Genomic DNA, 18296 nt, shown 5'->3' on the forward strand with positions numbered 1-18296 from the left:
CGAGTTAGCACCTTTTCCCCAACCGTTCCAGCGCATTCACATGTCTCCGAATAGTCGCTGTTCAAACGAAAAAAATTGGAAAGCCCGGCACGCTGTGTCGGGCTTTCATTCTTTTTCCCCCAGCACACACCACTGCGACCCCAGCCACACTCCGTACTCCTGCTGATTCTGCACCACCTGTTCTGCCAGGCGGTAATACAATGGCCGCGCCAGCTTTCCCCAGGTACCGTGCCAGAGCGACACATAAGGCACGCCATCGCGAAGTTGCCACGGGTGTTCAGCCGTCACCGGACAGCGCAGTCCGGCACTGCCCACTAGCCACCACTGTTCCCCTTCCTGCACCAGATCGGTCAGCACAAAGGCGACGTCCTCCACCTGTATCCGCCACTTCTCAACCGGCGTCACCAGATAGTGGTGGCCATCCGCTTCCGCCCGCAGCACAGACGCAAACAGTTGCACCAGCGCGGGCCGGGGAAACGGGGTGCCCTGGCAGTGCCACACCCCGTCGCCATCGATGCGGATGTCGATATCACCACACAGCGGCGGATCCCACTGGTCCAGCTGCGGGTTCTCCCCCACCTGGCGCACCAGTCGCTCAAGCATCCAGCAGCTCCAGCAATACCTGCAGCGGGTGGCGCAGCGTTTTCAGGCCAAACCGCTTCACCTGACTGCGGCAGGAGTAGCCACTGGAGAGCGGTTCACCGCCCTCGCGGGCCAGTTCCGGTGCCCAGCTGGCGTCAAACAGCTCCCGACTGCGGGACAGGTTGGCCACTTCATGGCCATAGGTGCCAGCCATGCCACAGCAGCCAAGGCTGACGGTTTTCAGCTCACCACCGAAGTGGCCTATCACCTGTTGCCACTCGGTGGCCCCGGTCGGACGCACACTGTTCTCGGTACAGTGTCCCATCAGACGGTAGGCGCGGCCGGTGGTTTGGCGCGCCGGCCAGCGGGCTATATGACGGGCCAGGAAAGATTGCAGTACCTCCACCTCGAACGCCCCCCGCTCCTCTTTGAGTACCGTGACGTACTCATCGGAATAGGTGAGCACCAGGGCCGGGTCAAGCCCCACCATTGGCACCTCAAACCGGGCCAGCCGGTTCAGTGCCGTCGCGGTTTTGTGGGCGGTACGGCGGAATCGGTCCAGGAACCCCTTAATGTGTTGGGGCTTACCATTGGGCAGATAGGGCACCAACAGCGGGGTAAAACCCAGCTTGCTGAGCAGTGTCAGCCCCGCTTCCACCAGCGCCGCATCGTAATGGCTGGTGAAGGGGTCCTGCACCAACAGCACCATCTGCTGGCGCTGCTCGGTGCTGGCCCGGGCCAGTCGTCGCTCCAGCTCTGCCAGGGTGGTCGGCTGGCTGTCAGCCACCCGCTCAGTCAGGGTCGGCACCGACAAGGCCGGCGGATCCACATACCCCACCACGGACTTCAGAGCCCACTGGCTGAAACGGTTCTGGCTGAGGGCGTTGACCAGTTTGGGGAAACGCGCCTGCAGCGGCAGGGTATCTTCAAGATTGGCCACAAAATGGTCTTTGAGCGGGCGCAGATAGCGACCGTAGTAGTGGTGCAGAAACTCCGCCCGCAGGGTGGGAATGTCCACCTTCACCGGGCAGGCACCGCTGCACGCTTTGCAGGCCAGACAGCTGAGCATCCCGGCGTGCACCTCGTGGGAGAAGTCGACCTCATTGGAAAACTGGTTGCGGACGCGCTGCCACAACGGCGCCGGCCGTGGCGGGTACTGGGCCAGGTCGACCCCTTCCCGGGCCAGCAGCCGCAGCCAGGCGCGGTACAGTTCTGCCCTGCCCTTAGGACTTTCGACCCGGTCACCGCTGGCCTTGTAGGAGGGGCACATCGGTGAATCCACCTGATAGTTAAAGCAGAGGCCGTTGCCATTACAGCGGATGGCGCGCTCGTACTCCTCCCGGCTTTGCGGACTGATGCGGCGGTTAAAGGCGCCGCGACTGGGTGACTCTACTGGGTAGAGCTGGTCGTCGCTGTGCAGCGGGGTGCAGATCTTGCCCGGGTTGAGGCGGTTGTCCGGATCGAACCACCCCTTGATGCGGCGCAGGTCGTCAAACAGTTCGCCAAACACCGCGGGGCCATACTCGGAGCGTACCCCCCGGCCATGTTCGCCCCACATCAGGCCGCCATACTGACGGGTCAGTTCCGCCACCTGATCGGACAGCTTTTTGAGCTGGCGCTCGTCCGCCGGGTCGCAGAGGTCCAGTGCCGGACGCACATGCAGTACCCCCGCATCCACATGGCCAAACATGCCGTATTGCAGCCCTTCCCCATCCAACAGGGCACGGAACTCGGCGATAAAGTCCGCCAGCTTCTCCGGCGGCACGGCGGTGTCTTCCACAAAGGCCAGGGGTTTGCGGGCGCCTTTGGCGTTGGCCAACAGACCCACCGCTTTTTTGCGCATGGCGTAGACCCGACCCAAACTGGCCGCATCCCGGCACACTTTGTAGCCCAGCACAGCACCATTGTCGCCGCTGTCCAGATGGGCCAGCAGCGCGATCAACTTGCCCTCGACCTCGTCAGCGTCGCCGGCAAACTCCACCATATTGATGCCATCAAAACGCTCAGCCTGAGCCGGGTCCTGCGGGGCCACCAGATCCGACACCGTGTGCCAGCTGACGTCTTCCCGGGCCAGATTCAGTACGGTGGCATCGATGGTCTCCACCACGGTGGCTTCGGCAGCCACCAACTGCGGGGCATGACGCAGGGCAGAGTCAAAGCTGTCGTACTGAATATTGACCAGCACCCGGGTGTCCGGGATGGGGGTCAGGTCAAGAGTGGCTTCGACAATAAAGGCCAGCGTGCCCTCGCTGCCGCACAGCAGTCGGGTCAAATCGAGGATGTCGGTATCGGGGTCGTAGGCGTGCTTGAGGTCGTAGCCGGTCAGGAAGCGGTTGAGCTTGGGGAAGCGCGCTTCAATCAGCCCCTGCTTCTCTTGGCACAATGCCAACACCGACTCCGCCAGCTCACGGGCACGGCCGGTCAACGCCGCACGGGCTTTGGCGTCCCAGGGGGCGGTCACCAGCTCGCTGCCGTCATCCAGAATGGCGCGCACTGACAGGACATGATCCGAGGTTTTGCCGTACACCAGCGAACCGGCGCCGGAGGCGTCGGTGTTGATCATTCCGCCCAGGGTGGCACGGTTTGAGGTGGAGAGATCCGGCGAGAAGAACAGGCCGTGGGCGCGCAGTTCGTCGTTCAGCGCGTCCTTAATCACGCCGCACTGCACCACCGCCTGGCGGGCTTCCGCATCCACCGCACAGACCCGTCGCATATGGCGACTGGTGTCGACAATGATGCCGCGGTTCAGGCTTTGGCCGTTGGTGCCGGTGCCGCCACCCCGGGCGGAGAAGGTGAGGTCCCGGAACTCGGGGTTCTGAGCCAGGCGCAGAGCCAGCTGGATGTCGTCGGCATCGCGGGGAAACAACAGCCCCTGCGGCAGCATCTGATAGACGCTGTTGTCGGTGGCCAGACTCAGCCGGTGGCCATAGCGGGTTTCCACTTCACCTTGAAAACCGGCGCCTTTCAGGGCGCCGAGATAGTCCCGGTACTGCGGGTCCAGTACCGCCTGGGGATCCAGAGCAGGGATCATGCATTCTTCCTTGCGCGTGAGCGTATCGGGCCATTGTGCCTGATGCCCCCGCCAAAGAAAAAAGCGCCGCTCAATGAGCGGCGCTTTTGTCGTCAAGGTTTTATGACGTTATCGAGCGGCCTTATTTGGCCAGCTTTTTACCCAGGAACAACCAGGTGTCTACCACGGTATCCGGGTTGAGGGATACGGAGTCGATGCCCTCTTCCGCCAGCCACTGAGCGAAGTCCTCGTGGTCGGACGGGCCCTGGCCACAGATGCCCACGTACTTGCCACGAGCCTTACAGGCTTTAATGGCCATGGACAGCAGAGCTTTCACCGCAGCGTCACGCTCGTCGAACAGGTGGCTGATGATGCCGGAGTCACGGTCCAGACCCAGGGTCAGCTGAGTCATGTCGTTGGAACCGATGGAGAAGCCATCGAAGTGATCCAGAAACTGGTCGGCCAGCAGGGCGTTGGACGGTAGTTCGCACATCATCTGCACCTGCAGACCGTCAACACCACGCTGCAGGCCGTTTTTGCCCAGCTCGGCAATCACGGCTTCCGCTTCGCCCACGGTGCGAACGAACGGGATCATGATCTCCACGTTGGTCAGACCCATCTCGCCACGAACGCGCTTGATCGCTTCACACTCCAGCGCGAAGCAGTCACGGAAGCTGTCGTCGATGTAACGGGACGCGCCGCGGAAGCCCAGCATCGGGTTTTCCTCTTCCGGCTCGTAACGATCACCGCCGACCAGGTTGGCGTATTCGTTGGACTTAAAGTCGGACATACGCACGATGATGCGCTTCGGATACACGGATGCGGCGATGGTGGCCACACCTTCCGCCAGGCGGGAGATGTAGAACTCACGCGGGTCATCGTAACCGGCCATCATCTCAGCGATCTCAGCCTTGGTGCCGGCATCCTGGTCTTCCAGGTTCAGCAGCGCCTTCGGGTGTACGCCGATCATGCGGTTGATGATGAACTCCAGACGGGCCAGGCCGATGCCTTCGTTCGGCAGACGACCGAAATCGAAAGCGCGGTCCGGGTTACCGACGTTCATCATGATCTTCATCGGCAGTTCCGGCAGCGAATCAACGCGGGACTCGCTGACGGAGAACTCCAGCTCACCGTCGTAGATGAAGCCGGTGTCGCCTTCGGAGCAGGACACGGTCACTTTGGCGCCGTTGGTGATGGAGGAGGTGGCGTTGCCACAGCCTACAACGGCCGGAATGCCCAGTTCACGGGCGATGATCGCCGCGTGACAGGTACGGCCACCACGGTTGGTCACAATCGCGGAAGCGCGCTTCATGATCGGTTCCCAATCCGGGTCGGTCATGTCGGTCACCAGTACGTCACCCGGCTGGATCTTGTCCATCTCTTCGATGGAATCCAGCACCTTGGCGGTACCTGCACCAATCTTGTGGCCAATGGCGCGACCTTCGCACAGCACGCTGGAACGGCTGGCCAGGTTGAAGCGCTCAATCACTTGGGCGTCTTCGTTGGAGCGTACGGTTTCCGGACGGGCCTGTACGATATACAGCTTGCCATCCAGACCATCTTTGGCCCACTCGATGTCCATCGGACGACCGTAGTGTTTCTCGATGATCACCGCTTGTTTGGCCAGCTCCTGCACCTCGGCGTCGGTGATGGAGAACTGGTTACGCAGTTCAGCCGGCACGTCACCAATCTGCACCTGCTTACCGTGGCTCTGATCGGCAGAGTAGGTCATCTGCACCAGCTTGGAGCCCAGGTTACGGCGCACGATGGAGTTGCAACCCTTCGCCAGAGTCGGCTTGTGCACGTAGAACTCATCCGGGTTGACGGCGCCCTGCACCACCATTTCGCCCAGACCGTAGGCGGAGGTGATGAAGACCACGTCTTCGAAACCGGACTCGGTGTCGATGGAGAACATCACACCGGAGGAAGACTTATCGGAACGCACCATACGCTGGACACCGGCGGACAGCGCAACGCCACGGTGGTCGTAGCCCTGGTGTACGCGGTAGGAGATGGCGCGGTCATTGAAGAGGGAGGCGAATACGTGGTGGACAGCCAGTTTAACGGCATCGATGCCACGTACGTTGAGGAAGGTTTCTTGCTGCCCGGCAAAAGAGGCGTCGGGCATATCTTCGGCCGTCGCAGAAGAGCGGACCGCGAAGGAGACTTCGTCGCCACCGTCCTTGGACAGTTCGGCGTAGGCTTCTTCAATGGCGGTGTTCAGTTCCGCCTGGAACGGGGTGTCGATAATCCATTGACGGATGTTCTTGCCGGCCTGAGCCAGCGCGTTAACATCGTCAACATCCAGGGTGTCCAACAGAGCGTAGATCTTTTCGTTCAGTCCACTTTGCTCGAGGAACTCGTTGAATGCCTCAGCGGTGGTGGCGAAACCACCGGGTACCTGTACACCAGCGTTGGCCAGGTTACTGATCATTTCACCCAGGGAAGCGTTCTTGCCGCCAACCCGGTTGACATCGTGCATGCCAAGTTCCTGGTACCAGAGTACGTATTGGGTCACAGTTCTATCCTCACAACCTCGGTTTAAGTAGGGCCCCTTCCTGTCGGGGCGCCGGCATTTTACACTGTCGACGCTCGGAGCGTAAATCGCTAATTTTATTTGTAATTTTATTACGACATGAGGTCAGAATGGGACGTAAGGTGTTCTATATCTCTGATGGCACGGCCATCACAGCAGAAGTGTTTGGTCACGCAGTGCTCTCACAATTCCCCATTGAATTTGAACAAACTACCATCCCCTTTGTTGAAACTTTGACCAAAGCGGAAGAGGTTAAGCAAAAACTGAATGACTGTTTTATTACTACAGGTGAGCGGCCGTTGGTGTTCCACTCCATCGTCAATCCGGAGATCCGCGCCATCATCTACAGCTCCGAAGCCCTCGATTACGACTTTCTGAACACCTTTGTTGCCCCCCTCGAGCAACAGCTTGGCGTGAAGGCGGAACCGCGCATCCACCGTACCCACTCCATCGACAATGCCGCCTATAACGATCGTATCGACGCCATCCACTATGCGATGGACAACGACGACGGCATCAGCCTGAAGAACCTCGACCGGGCCGACGTGATCCTGGTGGGCGTAAGCCGTTGCGGCAAAACCCCTTCCAGCCTCTACCTGTCGATGCAGTTCGGCATCAAAGCCGCGAACTACCCCTTTATTGCGGAAGATATGGATAACCTGAAGCTGCCGAGCGAGCTGAAAGCCCATAAGAAGAAGATCTTTGGCCTCACCATCGACCCCATGCGTCTGCATGAGATCCGCAATCAGCGTCTGGAAGGCAGCACCTACGCGTCACTGCGCCAGTGCCGTATGGAAGTTAAAGAGGTGGAGATGATGTTCAAGAAGGAGCGCATCCCCTTCCTCAACACCACCTATCACTCGGTGGAAGAGATCGCCACCAAGATCCTGTCGGAAACCGGACTCGAACGGAAAATGTTCTGAACCACCACAGGTGGTGGCCTCAACAGCCACCACCATCGGTTCAACCGCAAAAAAGTGGCTTAACTGCACAAAGTTAAAGCGATTTACTGCCCTGATCCCACTCTTGTCACACTCACCGACAGGGGAAATTCGGTATACTCAACCAAATTTGCCGCACGATGTGCCGCGCAAGCGCGGCGTGAATGCCCCACCGGCTGACTGTTTTCATGACCATTAAGACTGACGAATTACGCACTACCCTGCTCTCCCGGGTGATCTCCCCCGCCGAACTGGCGGCCGAGTTCCCGCTGAGCGACGACGCTGCCGCGGCCCTGGTGCAGGCCCGCCGAGAGGTGGAAGCGGTATTGAGTGGCGAAGATCCCCGCCTGCTCGTGATCATCGGCCCCTGTTCCATCCATGACACCAAAGCCGCCGTGGACTACGCCGAGCATCTGGCCAAACTGCACCAGGAGCTGAAAGAGGACCTGCTGATCGTGATGCGGGTGTACTTTGAGAAGCCGCGCACCACCGTAGGCTGGAAAGGCCTGATCTCCGACCCGGATCTGGATGGCAGCTTCAGCGCCAATAAAGGCCTGCGCCTGGCCCGCCAGTTGCTGGTGAACATCACCGAACTGAAACTGCCCATCGCCACCGAGTTCCTCGATATGGTGAATGGCCAGTACATCGCTGATCTGATCACCTGGGGCGCCATTGGGGCCCGCACCACCGAATCGCAGATCCACCGCGAGATGGCGTCCGCGCTCTCCTGCCCGGTGGGTTTTAAAAACGGCACCGACGGTAACATCAAGATCGCCGTGGATGCGGTGCGCGCCGCTCGCGAGCCCCACATCTTCTATTCGCCGGACAAAGATGGCCAGATGAGCGTTTACCGGACGCACGGTAACCCGTTCGGTCACATCATCCTGCGCGGTGGTAAAGCCCCCAATTATGAGGCTGAGCACATCATCGCAGCCCACGATGAACTGAAAGCCGTTGGCGTGATCCCGAACCTGGTGGTGGATTTTTCTCACGGCAACAGCCAGAAGCAGCACCGTCGCCAACTCGACGTGGCCCGCGACATCATGGCGCAAATGGTGCAGCCCCATGGCCGTGCCATCGCTGGCATCATGGCCGAGAGTTTCCTGGTGGAAGGCAGCCAGAAAGTGGAGCAAGGTAAACCACTTACCTACGGCCAGAGCATCACCGACGCCTGCCTGGACTGGTCGGAATCCGAGACCCTGCTGCGTGAACTGGCGGCCGCCAGCCGCGCCCGCCGCCAGCTGTCCGGCGAATAATTCACCCCCGCGTGATCCGACTCTCACCCCGGCATTTTGCCGGGGTGACTTTTATCACATCGTTATTTTTCATAGAGTAACCTTCTATAACAATGACAATGCGATAACCAAGACGAGCTCACGCCATGGACCAAGACGAGTTGCACATTCTGATCGCCGACGATCATCCGCTGTTCCGCAGTGCCCTGAAACAGGCGCTTGCCGGCCGACTGGAAGCGGTATGGGAGGAAGCGGACAGTGCCGACAGCCTGGAAGCCAAGCTAAAGTTGCGCCAGCCGGATTTGGTGTTGCTGGATCTGGAGATGCCGGGCAGCCACGGATACTCCACCCTGATTCATCTGCGCAGTCACTTCCCTGCCGTGCCCGTGGTGGTGATCTCAGCCCATGAAGACCCAACCACGGTCGCCAAAGCCCTCTCCTATGATTGCCAGGGTTTTATTCCCAAATCCTCCGATCCGGACCAACTGGCCGAAGCGCTGCAGATTGTGCTGGATGGCGATACCTATCTGCCCAGTAATATGGCCGAACTGGCGGAGCCCAGCTTTGAAGCGAATGACATCGGCGCCAAGCTGGCCGAGCTGACCCCGCAGCAGTACCGGGTATTGCAGATGTTTGCCGAAGGGATGCTCAACAAGCAGATCGCCTATGATCTCGGCGTTTCTGAAGCCACCATCAAGGCCCACGCCACCGCCATCTTCCGCAAGCTGGGCGTGCGCAATCGCACCCAGGCGGTGATTGCACTGCAGGGGCTGGAGATGGAAAAGAAAGTGCTTTAACGCGCCGACATCACCAACAGATGCCACAGCCACTTCAGTAACTGAGGTGGCGTCTCACCCCAGTGTCGCCAGGCGCTGGGGTTTTTATTGGCGTGCCGCAACGCCAGGCCAATGTGGGCGGCATCCACCCAGGCGCCCTGCCCCTCACGTTGGCCAAGGTCACTGACCCACTCCGCCAGCTCCGGCATCAGTGGACCGCGGCGGTTGTCCGGTACCTTGTCAGCCTTAAGCCGATAGCCGCCATGCCAGCACAGATTAATGCGATAACGTCGAGCCAGCGCCTCCAACGTATTGCCCACGTCGGTACCGATAAAGCTGGGATCGGCGACCAAATCCGTGACATCCCGCTCCAGGCTCACACCACCGTGAACCTGGGCTTCGATGTAGTGGTCAAGGCAACCCTGTGGCGGGGCATCCAGCCAGCGTCTGTCCCGTGGCTGAGCCAACGCCTGAACCAGTTGCGGCACCGTACGGTTCTGCCCCAATACGCGGTCCCGCTCAAAGCACTCCGTCAGCAGCGCGGCCAAAACGGCGTCGGGCTCGGCGGTTGTCCCACGATGGTCGGTCAGCCGATGGGAGTCGCCGAAGCAGAAGCTGGCACGACTGCTGACCGCGGGGGCCAACAGGAAATAGCAGGAACCAAACCGGGGGCTGGGGCCATCGCTGTGGGGCAGCAGATGCCACGCGCCATACACCGGTCGCTGCACGGCTTCCTCCTGGTAGGCGCCGGCAAACAGTCGGTTCTCCCACTGGGCGCGAGCGCCGTCGAGCGTAGGCGCCAATAAGCCATTGGAACAGCCGCTGACAAACTGACTGTGGTATTGGCCCTGTTCAAACAACCCCTGAGCCACCGTGGCAAACCCATTGGCCGCCCGGTCGGGATGGAAATGGAGCGCAATGGGGGCATGGCGCAACAGCTGCTGGCGTGCTTCGGCCCACTGCCCGGCACTGACGTTGCTCATGGCGATGACCTGCGCCACCGACTCCAACGCCCCCGCCTTGTGTTGACGGGCCAGTTGGTTCACGTGGGCTAACGCGTTCTTGGCAGGGCGTTTGAGGGTCACCGGTGGCATAAAAACTCTTTGGCAGAGGTCGGGCTCTTCGTTCTAACACTGTTGTTCAAAAAGCGAAAGCGACAGCTTACCCGCACAAGGTTAACGAGATTTTGATTCATTGCTGCTTTGCTGTAGCCTGATGCCGCCCGATAACAATAACGACGCACCCACAATGAACAGCAACAACACAGAAGCAACCAACGATTTACGGGAAGTGAAGCAGTTTGGCCTATGGGCCTCCATCGCCAGTTTGAGCTACGTGTTCTGGCTGGTTGGTGGCATGGAACTGATTGAGCGCCTGGCCTACTACGGCGTAAAAAGCTCCGCCGCCCTCTACGCTAAGGCCCCCGCCTCCGCCGGCGGCCTCGGCATCAGCATGGGCGACTTCGGTATCATCCTGATGATCTGGGCCATCCTGCAGACCTTTGTTCCGGTTTTTACCGGCGGCATCTCGGACCGGGTCGGCTACAAAGAAACCATTTTCGCCTCCACCGTGCTGAAGATCGCCGGCTATCTGGTGATGGCACTCTACCCCACCTTCAGTGGCTTCCTGCTTGGGGCGGTCCTGTTGGCGACCGGTACCGGCATCTTTAAACCGGGGATTCAGGGCACACTGGTGCTGGCCACCCGGCGCGAGAACAGCTCCATGGCCTGGGGCATCTTCTATCAGACCGTCAACATTGGCGGCTTCCTTGGCCCGCTGATGGCGGTGCACCTGCGCCAGCTCTCCTGGGACAACGTGTTTTACGCCTGTGCCGCCATCATCTCCCTGAACTTTCTGCTGCTGCTGGCCTACAAAGAGCCGGGCAAAGCCGAGCGACTGGAACGTCAGGCCAAGATCAAACGCGGTGAAGTCAAGCAGGACGCCCTGTGGAAAGACGCCTGGCACGAGCTGAAAAAGCCCATCGTGCTCGGCTATATGCTGGTGTTTGCGGGTTTCTGGTTCCTGTTTAATGCGCTGTTTGACGTTCTTCCGGTGCACATCGCCGAATGGGTCGACACCCGGGTGATTGTGCAGGACCTGTTTGGCCCCAATGGCACCCAAAACGGCTTCGCGCAGTTCTGGCTGGGCCTCGACAACAGCGGCACCAAAGTGATGCCGGAGGGGATGCTGAACCTCAATGCCGGCATGATCATGACCAGCTGCTTCCTGATCGCCGCCCTGACCGCCAAGTTCCGCATCATGACCGCCATGCTGGCTGGCGCCATTGCCAGCATCGTGGCCTTCCTGATCATCGGCAGCTCCAACTTTGCCTGGGCCATGGTGTTCGCCATCGCCCTGTTCAGCCTGGGTGAGATGATGATCAGCCCGAAGAAAAACGAGTTTATGGGCAACATCGCCCCGGCGGGCAAGAAAGCGATGTACCTGGGCTTCGTCATGCTGCCCCAGGGCATTGGCTGGGGCCTGGAGGGCTATTGGGGGCCGAAGCTGTACGAACTGTACGCCTCCAAAGAGACCTTCTCTCGCCTGATGCTGGAGCGTGAAGGGATGAGCGCCGCCGAAGTGGCCAACATTCCGCAGGGGGAGGCCTTTACCAGCCTCGTTGCCTTCACTGGCCAGGACCCCTATGTGCTCACCGAGTACCTCTACCAAACCCACAATATCGGCTTTGCCTGGTACCTGATCGCCGCCATCGGCTCGTTGTCCGCGCTGGGCATCCTGCTGTATGGCCGCTGGTACCAGCGCCTGCAACAGCAACAAGCCTGACCCCATCCGGCCCCGCCCTGACGCGGGGCCTTATTTAATCTCCCCTCTTTAGCGTCACTTAATCTGACGCTCAGTAGCATGCCCTTTGTGTGGCGGCTCCCTACACTGCCCTGGACATCGCGGCCAGCCGCGCCACCAACGGAGCCATCATGAAGACCAAATGGGTATGCTGGGGTTTCCTGACTTTGGCAATCGTTACCGAAGTCGCTGGTACCAGCATGATGAGCGTGTTCAGCGAGGACAACTGGCTGAAGTACCTCATGTTGTACGCCTTTATCGGCACCTCTTATTACTTTCTGGCCAAAGCGGCCAAGCGCATCCCCATCGGCATCGCCTATGCCCTTTGGGAAGGATTGGGCATCAGCCTGATCGCCCTGGTGGGCATCTTCTGGCTCGGCCAGATCCCCTCCCTGCTCACCGCCATCGGCCTGATGCTGGCGATTGTGGGCATCGTGATGGTCACCCTGGGTGAAGAGCAAAGCGAGGCGTCTGCATCATGCTAAATGCCTATCTGGGCTACGTCGTCATGGCTGCCGCACTGGATATCGGCGCCAACCTCTGTGCCGCCAAGTCCAAAGGCTTTGCTCATCGCGGCTGGGCCGTTGCCACCATCGTATTGATTCTGAGCGCGTTTACCGCCCTGGCCCAAGCCGTTAAAGGGATGGACCTGGCTGTCGCCTACGCCACCTGGGGGGCCCTGGGTATCATCGGCACCGCCCTGCTGGGGCAAGCCCTGCTGGGCCATCGCCTTAAGCCGATTGGCTGGGCCGGCATCGCGGTGATGATCGTCGCCGTGGTTTTGATCAAACTGGGCTAACCCCGTCGTGACACCAAAATCAGGTTCAATTACTCTTACGCTGAGTGCGCCCGCACTCGGCGTATTCGGCCCGGAGCAACCATGAACACCAAACAGCTGCGTCATATGGTACTGGCCATCCGGCTTGGCTCACTGGCACGCGTGGCGGCCCAGCAAGGGCAAAGCCGCAGTGCCATAAGCCAATCCATCTCGGCGCTGGAGGACCAGTTCGGCGTCACTCTGTTTGAGCGCTCCGGCAACGCCATTGTCCCCACTGAGGTGGCACTCGCCCTGCTGGATGACTGCGAGCGCCTGCTGGCGACCGAGCAACGCATCGAAGCACGTTGTCAGCAATATCTCGCCACCGACGAAAGCCAGATCCGCATCGCCCGGGATGATGCCCTGCCGGAACAGTGGTGGCGGGACGCCGTGGTGGCGCTAAAGCAGGAGTTTCCATTGATCAGCTTCGTGCTGGTGCTGGCCACCCCGCAGGAGTTGCCGCAACAGGTCGCCTCCGGCGCGGTTGATCTGGGCTTTGGGCTGGGCCTGCCCGCCCACGCCGAACTGTTGCAGCGAAATATGGGCCGGATGCGGGTACAGCGGGTTGCCAGTGGCCAGCACCCCCTCAGTCAGCAAATTCGGCTGGATGAGGATGACCTGCAAAACAGCACCCAGATCACCCTGGCCACCGCCCTGCAGCACGAGGTCCACACCGCTCACCGGCTCAGCAACGACTACATCGGCCTCTCCAGCTTTGAGCAGATCCGCGATATGGTGGAGCAACAGGTGGGCTGGGCCTGGCTGCCTGCGCCACTGCTGACCCAGCGCCTGCGCAGCGGCGCGTTCAGAGTGCTGCCGGTGGCGCCCAACGCCCTGTGGCAGGAGTATCAGGTGTGTTACCGCCAATCCTTTACGCTGGGGCTGGTCAGTGAACGGTTATGCCAGCGGCTTTCCGACTGGCTGCTCAGTTTCGACTGAGCAACTACCCTTGGCCAGAGCCCATTAAACGGACTGCGCCATGCCCTCACCCCTTGAGTCCCTCCGGCAAACCCTGCCACAGATCGGCCGATTGGTCTGGATCGGCCTGCGCCCGGCGCGAGGTGCGCCGATGCGGGCGGTCACCGACGCCTTTGTCACCCTCGAAGGCGGGTTAGAAGGAGACCGCTTTGCCGGTCGGCCCGGCTCCCGTCGCCAGATCACCCTGATCCAGGCCGAACACCTGGGCGTGGTTTCAGCGCTGTTGGGGAAACCCATCGAACCAGAGCTGCTGCGCCGCAATCTGGTGGTTGAGGGGATCAACCTGCTTGCGCTGAAAGATCAGTGTTTCCGCATCGGCGATGTGGTGTTGGAAGGCACCGGTCCCTGCGCGCCCTGCAGCAAGATGGAGGTTGCGTTGGGGCCGGGCGGCTTCAACGCCCTGCGGGGCCATGGCGGTCTTTGCGCCCGGGTGCGAAGCGCTGGGGCCATCCATCTTGGCGATGCCGTATCCCTGCAAACAAACACCCGGTAACACTCTGTTCTTTATTTACCCAATTCAACACGTTAGTTTATCCGCTCAGTCTTTATTGACAGGGAATGAGTCATGTTCAAAACGGCCGCAAAATGGATTGCACTGGCACTGCTGACGGTGCTGGTAATAGGAGGTGGGCTGGCCGCCCACGAGTGGTACGCCAAAAAGCCACTGTTCTTCCGCGTCTTTGTTGACCGCGAAATGGTTAAGATGGCATTCGACAGCCCGGAGACCTTGACCTCCCTGGGCTTCCTCGAATCACTCGGCGTCAAAGGGCACAACGCCCGGCTGGATGATGACAGCCCGGCCAAGGCCGATGAGATGCTGGAGCGGGTCAGCGACATACGGGCCACCATCATGGAGTACGACGACGCCAGCCTGAACGAGTCAGACCGGCTGTCCAAAGAGATCGCGCTGTATCTGCTCGATTTCGCCGAAGAGTCCAAGCCCTACCGCTACCATAACTACCCGGTAAACCAGCTGTTTGGTATCCAGAACGGCTACCCCAGCTTTATGGAAGCCCAGCATCAGGTGCAGAGTGTTGAGGATGCCGAAAACTACCTCGCCCGTCTGAATGCCGTCGCGCTGAAGTTTGAGCAGAACCTGGAAGGCATCAAGCTGCGTACCGACCGGGGCATCATACCGCCCCGTTTCGTCATTGAGCGGGTACTGACAGAGATGAACGACTTTGTCGCCACGCCAGCTCAGGACAACATCCTCTACACCTCCCTGCAAACCAAGCTGGATGAAACCGCCGAGGTGACAGCGCAACAACGTACCGAGTTGCTGGCCGAAGCCGAGCGTCGCATCCGTGACAGTGTTTATCCCGCCTATCAGATGCTGATCGACTATTTCGCCGGATTGCGTGACGTGGCTGGCGACGATGACGGCTTCTGGCACCTGCCGCAGGGCGAGGAAGCCTATGCACTGGCGCTGAAACTGTTCACCACCACCGACTACAGTGCTGACCAGATCCACCAGTTGGGGTTGCAGGAAGTTGCCCGCATTCAGGCGGAGATCCTTGAGATTCTGACCACCCAGGGTTACCAAACCGACGCCGGCTTCACCCCGGCCATCGAAGCCCTGGCGGCGGACCCGCGTTTCTACTACGAAGACAACGACGCAGGCCGCGCCGAGATCCTGAAGGACTATCAGGCCATCCTCGATGAGATCGCCGCGGGTCTCGACGACGCCTTCAATATCCGCCCGCAAGCCGGTATGGAAGTGGTGCGTATTCCGGAATTTAAAGAGAAAACCGCCCCCGGAGCCTACTACCAGCAGCCGGCCATTGATGGCAGTCGCCCCGGCCGCTTCTTTGCCAACCTGTACGACATTAAGGCCACGCCCAGCTACAGCATGCGCACCCTGGCCTACCATGAGGGGATCCCCGGTCACCACTTCCAGATCGCCCTGGGGATGGAACAGGAGGGCCTGCCCTTCTTCCGCCGCATGTCGCCCTTCACCGCCTACGTCGAAGGCTGGGCCCTGTACAGTGAACAGTTGGCCTGGGAACTGGGCTTTCAGGACAACCCCTTCGATAACGTTGGCCGCCTCCAGGCCGAACTGTTCCGCGCGGTGCGGCTGGTGGTGGACACCGGCATCCACCACCAGCGCTGGACCCGCCAGGAGGCCATCGACTATATGCGCGCCAATACCGGCATGGCACTGTCTGACGTCACCGCCGAGATTGAGCGCTACATCGTGATGCCGGGCCAGGCCACCGCCTACAAGGTGGGTATGATGAAGATCCTCGAACTGCGCAGCAAAGCACAGCAACAACTGGGCGAGCAGTTCGACCTGCGCGACTTCCATGATGTGGTGCTGCAGAACGGGGCGGTGCCCCTGAGCATTCTCGAGCGTCTGGTGGACGATTACATCGAGCAAAAGCAGGCAAGCTGAACCAGAACGGGGCCGATTGGCCCCGTTTTTTTATTACCCTGAAGGGATGGGCAACCCCTTGCCAGCGCAACGGATTGCCGTATCTTTGAGGTAACTCCCCAAGGTGAACGCCACATGACCCGACCCCGTAGCCAAACCCTGCAACAGCTTGAGTTGATCACCACCCTGGTGCAAACCGGCAGCCTGACCCACACCGCACAGGCGCTTGGGGTTTCCGTCCCCGCAGTCAGTCAGGCGCTGGATAAGCTGCGGGAGCAATTGGGCGACCCGCTGATGATCCGCGATGGCCGCAGCATGACCCCCACCGCCACCGCGGCCCGCATTGCCGATGACGCGGCCCCCCATCTTGAGGCTCTGGCCGACCTGCATCGCACCCTTATGGCCAGATCCCAGTCCGACACTCTCGATATCGCCGTCTCCCCCGCCTATGAAGCGTTGGTGCTGGAAGCGCTGATCGAGTGCAACCGACGCCCGGAAAACCTGACCCTGCACTGCGCCGAACTGGGCACCAACGATTTCGTCCGCGACACCGGTCGCGTCACTGACCTTATCGCCAAGCGCCAGCTCGATATGGCACTGGTGTTCTACCCGGTAGAAGACCCACGCTTTCACTGCATCAAAGTGCTGGAGGACCACATCCAGGTGATCCATCGCACTGGCCATCCGCGCATCGACACCATGACGGAGGCGGATTACTACGCCGAAGAGCACGTGGTATGGAAACTCGCGGTGTTCCGCCAGGCCTGGCAGGAGCTGGTTGGCGTTGAAGTGGATGACCGCCGCATCGCTGCCGTTATCCGTGACAGCCTCGCCATGGGCGCCATCGTCTCCAAAAGCGACCTTATCGCCTCGGCCCCAGACAGCCTGTGCCGGCGCATGGCCCGCAGCCTCCCCGTGGACATGAAGCCCTTCCCGTTTCCCCACAAGCCGATCTGCACCTACCTGCTCTACCACAAAGCCTACTCCCGCCCCGAACTGGCCGAATGGGTAAAGGATGGCGTGATGGGATTGGGGCGAAGTGATCAGGAATAGAGACAGCAGAGCGCAACAAGCCGACCGCACCGCGGTGGCTTTTTTGTTTAGAGATAAACAACAAAAAAGCCCAATCCGTTGGGATTGAGCTTTGATGTTGTCCGCATCGCGACTGTGGAAATGGTACCCGAGGCCGGACTTGAACCGGCAAGGCCATGCGGCCGACGGATTTTAAATCCGTTGTGTCTACCAATTCCACCACTCGGGCGGAGTATTGAAAAGTGGAGGCGCGTCCCGGAGTCGAACCGAGGTCCACGGATTTGCAATCCGCTGCATAGCCACTCTGCCAACGCGCCATAACTTGTGTCAAACCGGCCTGAGCCAATTTGTAAAACTTGGAGCGGCACACGAGGTTCGAACTCGTGACCTCAACCTTGGCAAGGTTGCGCTCTACCAGCTGAGCTAGTGCCGCTTAATCAAGGTGCTTCGTTTGCGTTGCTTCCGAAGCCTGGGGGTTAACCCCTTGTCCGTAAAGCCGTTTGCCCCCGAACACGCTGCGCATTTTACGGGATGGCTGAACTAAGTCAACCGCCAAATCGCCTCCCACTGCGCGTTTGCCGCCTTTTCGAGCACCTTGCTCGGGGAGACGGCAAACCCCGTATGATTCCCGCTCAACCGCAGAAAATTAACCGTGTCGGGTCAGGTCTCCCCACGCGGCACGGATGTAGGACAACATAGACCAGATGGTCAAAAAGGTCGCTACCCCCAACAGCCCGAAGGAGATGTTGGTCAGAATCGGGTTGGTGAAGTGGATGATCAAGCCGGTGATGGCGATCATCTGCGCCGCGGTTTTGAACTTGCCCAGCCAGGAAACGGCGACAATGCCCCGCTTGCCCATCTCAGCCATCCATTCACGCAGTGCGGAGATCACGATTTCACGGCCAATCATCACGATGGCAGCCATGGTGATCAGCATGTTGTCGTAGTCCGCCACCAATACCACCAGCGCTGTGGCCACCATCAGCTTGTCGACCACCGGGTCGAGGAAGGCGCCAAAGGGGGTGGATTGATTCAGACGACGGGCCAGATAGCCATCCAGGGCATCGGTCAGCGAGGCCAGCACGAACAATCCGGCCGCCACCATGTATGACCACTTCCAGGGAACGTAGTACAGAGTAATGAAGACGGGGATCATCACCAGTCGGATCAGGGTGAGGATGTTTGGGATATTAAGCTTCATGTCGTTCCCAGCAGG

15 protein-coding genes and 3 tRNA genes are annotated in these 18296 nt (G+C 60.1%); 10 read left to right on the forward strand and 8 right to left on the reverse strand.

Features of this window, described 5'->3' with window-relative positions; translation table 11 throughout:
• Positions 1-105: 105 nt before the first annotated feature.
• The 3 genes from FBAL_RS11145 to ppsA form a co-directional block, all read right to left on the reverse strand.
• A complete protein-coding gene (locus FBAL_RS11145) occupies positions 106-603 on the reverse strand; it encodes a DUF1285 domain-containing protein (RefSeq protein ID WP_013345708.1) in 498 nt (165 codons plus the stop codon).
• Entirely contained in the window at positions 596-3613 is a 3018-nt protein-coding gene (gene ydiJ / locus FBAL_RS11150) for a D-2-hydroxyglutarate dehydrogenase YdiJ (protein ID WP_013345709.1), read from the reverse strand. The genes FBAL_RS11145 and ydiJ overlap by 8 nt, the downstream gene beginning before the upstream one ends.
• Positions 3614-3734: 121 nt before the next feature.
• On the reverse strand, positions 3735-6110 hold the full coding sequence (gene ppsA / locus FBAL_RS11155; RefSeq protein WP_013345710.1) for a phosphoenolpyruvate synthase: 2376 nt from the start codon (positions 6108-6110) through the stop codon (positions 3735-3737).
• A 128-nt stretch (positions 6111-6238) separates the two neighbouring features.
• Here ppsA and ppsR point away from each other — a divergent pair, with 128 nt between their 5' ends.
• The 3 genes from ppsR (at position 6239) to FBAL_RS11170 (ending at position 9101) form a co-directional block, all read left to right on the forward strand.
• Positions 6239-7051 carry a posphoenolpyruvate synthetase regulatory kinase/phosphorylase PpsR gene (ppsR, locus tag FBAL_RS11160; RefSeq protein ID WP_013345711.1) on the forward strand — a complete coding sequence of 271 codons (813 nt, stop codon included), beginning with the start codon at positions 6239-6241 and terminating at the stop codon, positions 7049-7051.
• Positions 7052-7257: 206 nt separating this feature from the next.
• Positions 7258-8325, forward strand: coding sequence for a 3-deoxy-7-phosphoheptulonate synthase (locus tag FBAL_RS11165; RefSeq protein WP_013345712.1), 1068 nt, complete (start codon positions 7258-7260; stop codon positions 8323-8325).
• Positions 8326-8450: 125 nt separating this feature from the next.
• Positions 8451-9101 (forward strand): response regulator, encoded by a 651-nt coding sequence (locus FBAL_RS11170; protein ID WP_013345713.1) that lies wholly within the window; start codon positions 8451-8453, stop codon positions 9099-9101.
• Here the strand turns inward: FBAL_RS11170 and FBAL_RS11175 are convergent.
• Positions 9098-10174, reverse strand: coding sequence for a DUF3626 domain-containing protein (locus tag FBAL_RS11175; RefSeq protein WP_013345714.1), 1077 nt, complete (start codon positions 10172-10174; stop codon positions 9098-9100). The two genes, FBAL_RS11170 and FBAL_RS11175, sit on opposite strands and share 4 nt — an antisense overlap.
• Before the next feature lie 154 nt (positions 10175-10328).
• Here FBAL_RS11175 and FBAL_RS11180 point away from each other — a divergent pair, with 154 nt between their 5' ends.
• From FBAL_RS11180 to FBAL_RS11210, 7 genes are all read left to right on the forward strand, one after another.
• On the forward strand, positions 10329-11864 hold the full coding sequence (locus FBAL_RS11180) for an MFS transporter (RefSeq protein ID WP_041251276.1): 1536 nt from the start codon (positions 10329-10331) through the stop codon (positions 11862-11864).
• A 149-nt stretch (positions 11865-12013) separates the two neighbouring features.
• Positions 12014-12367, forward strand: a complete 354-nt coding sequence (locus FBAL_RS11185) for a DMT family transporter (protein WP_041251696.1) — start codon at positions 12014-12016, stop codon at positions 12365-12367.
• Complete coding sequence (locus FBAL_RS11190; protein ID WP_013345717.1) at positions 12361-12681, forward strand: SMR family transporter; 321 nt, start codon at positions 12361-12363, stop codon at positions 12679-12681. Before FBAL_RS11185 ends, FBAL_RS11190 begins: the two co-directional genes overlap by 7 nt.
• Positions 12682-12762: 81 nt before the next feature.
• A complete protein-coding gene (locus FBAL_RS11195; RefSeq protein WP_013345718.1) occupies positions 12763-13638 on the forward strand; it encodes a LysR family transcriptional regulator in 876 nt (291 codons plus the stop codon).
• 40 nt (positions 13639-13678) lie between these two features.
• Positions 13679-14170 carry an MOSC domain-containing protein gene (locus tag FBAL_RS11200; protein WP_013345719.1) on the forward strand — a complete coding sequence of 164 codons (492 nt, stop codon included), beginning with the start codon at positions 13679-13681 and terminating at the stop codon, positions 14168-14170.
• Positions 14171-14242: 72 nt separating this feature from the next.
• Positions 14243-16069 carry a DUF885 domain-containing protein gene (locus tag FBAL_RS11205; protein ID WP_013345720.1) on the forward strand — a complete coding sequence of 609 codons (1827 nt, stop codon included), beginning with the start codon at positions 14243-14245 and terminating at the stop codon, positions 16067-16069.
• Between the two features lie 114 nt (positions 16070-16183).
• Positions 16184-17101: a LysR family transcriptional regulator gene (locus FBAL_RS11210; protein WP_013345721.1), complete on the forward strand. Its 918-nt coding sequence runs from the start codon at positions 16184-16186 to the stop codon at positions 17099-17101.
• A gap of 121 nt (positions 17102-17222) precedes the next feature.
• On the opposite strand, the gene FBAL_RS11215 is transcribed toward FBAL_RS11210, so the two are convergent.
• The 4 genes from FBAL_RS11215 to pgsA form a co-directional block, all read right to left on the reverse strand.
• Positions 17223-17309, reverse strand: a tRNA-Leu gene (locus FBAL_RS11215).
• A 14-nt stretch (positions 17310-17323) separates the two neighbouring features.
• Positions 17324-17397, reverse strand: a tRNA-Cys gene (locus tag FBAL_RS11220).
• A 40-nt stretch (positions 17398-17437) separates the two neighbouring features.
• A tRNA-Gly gene (locus FBAL_RS11225) sits at positions 17438-17513 on the reverse strand.
• Positions 17514-17726: 213 nt separating this feature from the next.
• Complete coding sequence (gene pgsA, locus FBAL_RS11230; RefSeq protein ID WP_013345722.1) at positions 17727-18281, reverse strand: CDP-diacylglycerol--glycerol-3-phosphate 3-phosphatidyltransferase; 555 nt, start codon at positions 18279-18281, stop codon at positions 17727-17729.
• Positions 18282-18296: the final 15 nt, after the last annotated feature.

Origin of the sequence: Ferrimonas balearica DSM 9799 (assembly GCF_000148645.1) — a bacterium.
Lineage (GTDB): Bacteria > Pseudomonadota > Gammaproteobacteria > Enterobacterales > Shewanellaceae > Ferrimonas > Ferrimonas balearica.

What these genes read in the sequence shown, in the direction of transcription:
- FBAL_RS11145 (WP_013345708.1), bottom strand. Translation starts at nt 603, where the DNA reads ATGCTTGAGCGACTGGTGCGCCAGGTGGGGGAGAACCCGCAGCTGGAC.
- ydiJ (WP_013345709.1), bottom strand. Translation starts at nt 3,613, where the DNA reads ATGATCCCTGCTCTGGATCCCCAGGCGGTACTGGACCCGCAGTACCGG.
- ppsR (WP_013345711.1), top strand. Translation starts at nt 6,239, where the DNA reads ATGGGACGTAAGGTGTTCTATATCTCTGATGGCACGGCCATCACAGCA.
- FBAL_RS11165 (WP_013345712.1), top strand. Translation starts at nt 7,258, where the DNA reads ATGACCATTAAGACTGACGAATTACGCACTACCCTGCTCTCCCGGGTG.
- FBAL_RS11170 (WP_013345713.1), top strand. Translation starts at nt 8,451, where the DNA reads ATGGACCAAGACGAGTTGCACATTCTGATCGCCGACGATCATCCGCTG.
- FBAL_RS11175 (WP_013345714.1), bottom strand. Translation starts at nt 10,174, where the DNA reads ATGCCACCGGTGACCCTCAAACGCCCTGCCAAGAACGCGTTAGCCCAC.
- FBAL_RS11180 (WP_041251276.1), top strand. Translation starts at nt 10,329, where the DNA reads ATGAACAGCAACAACACAGAAGCAACCAACGATTTACGGGAAGTGAAG.
- FBAL_RS11185 (WP_041251696.1), top strand. Translation starts at nt 12,014, where the DNA reads ATGAAGACCAAATGGGTATGCTGGGGTTTCCTGACTTTGGCAATCGTT.
- FBAL_RS11190 (WP_013345717.1), top strand. Translation starts at nt 12,361, where the DNA reads ATGCTAAATGCCTATCTGGGCTACGTCGTCATGGCTGCCGCACTGGAT.
- FBAL_RS11195 (WP_013345718.1), top strand. Translation starts at nt 12,763, where the DNA reads ATGAACACCAAACAGCTGCGTCATATGGTACTGGCCATCCGGCTTGGC.
- FBAL_RS11200 (WP_013345719.1), top strand. Translation starts at nt 13,679, where the DNA reads ATGCCCTCACCCCTTGAGTCCCTCCGGCAAACCCTGCCACAGATCGGC.
- FBAL_RS11205 (WP_013345720.1), top strand. Translation starts at nt 14,243, where the DNA reads ATGTTCAAAACGGCCGCAAAATGGATTGCACTGGCACTGCTGACGGTG.
- FBAL_RS11210 (WP_013345721.1), top strand. Translation starts at nt 16,184, where the DNA reads ATGACCCGACCCCGTAGCCAAACCCTGCAACAGCTTGAGTTGATCACC.
- pgsA (WP_013345722.1), bottom strand. Translation starts at nt 18,281, where the DNA reads ATGAAGCTTAATATCCCAAACATCCTCACCCTGATCCGACTGGTGATG.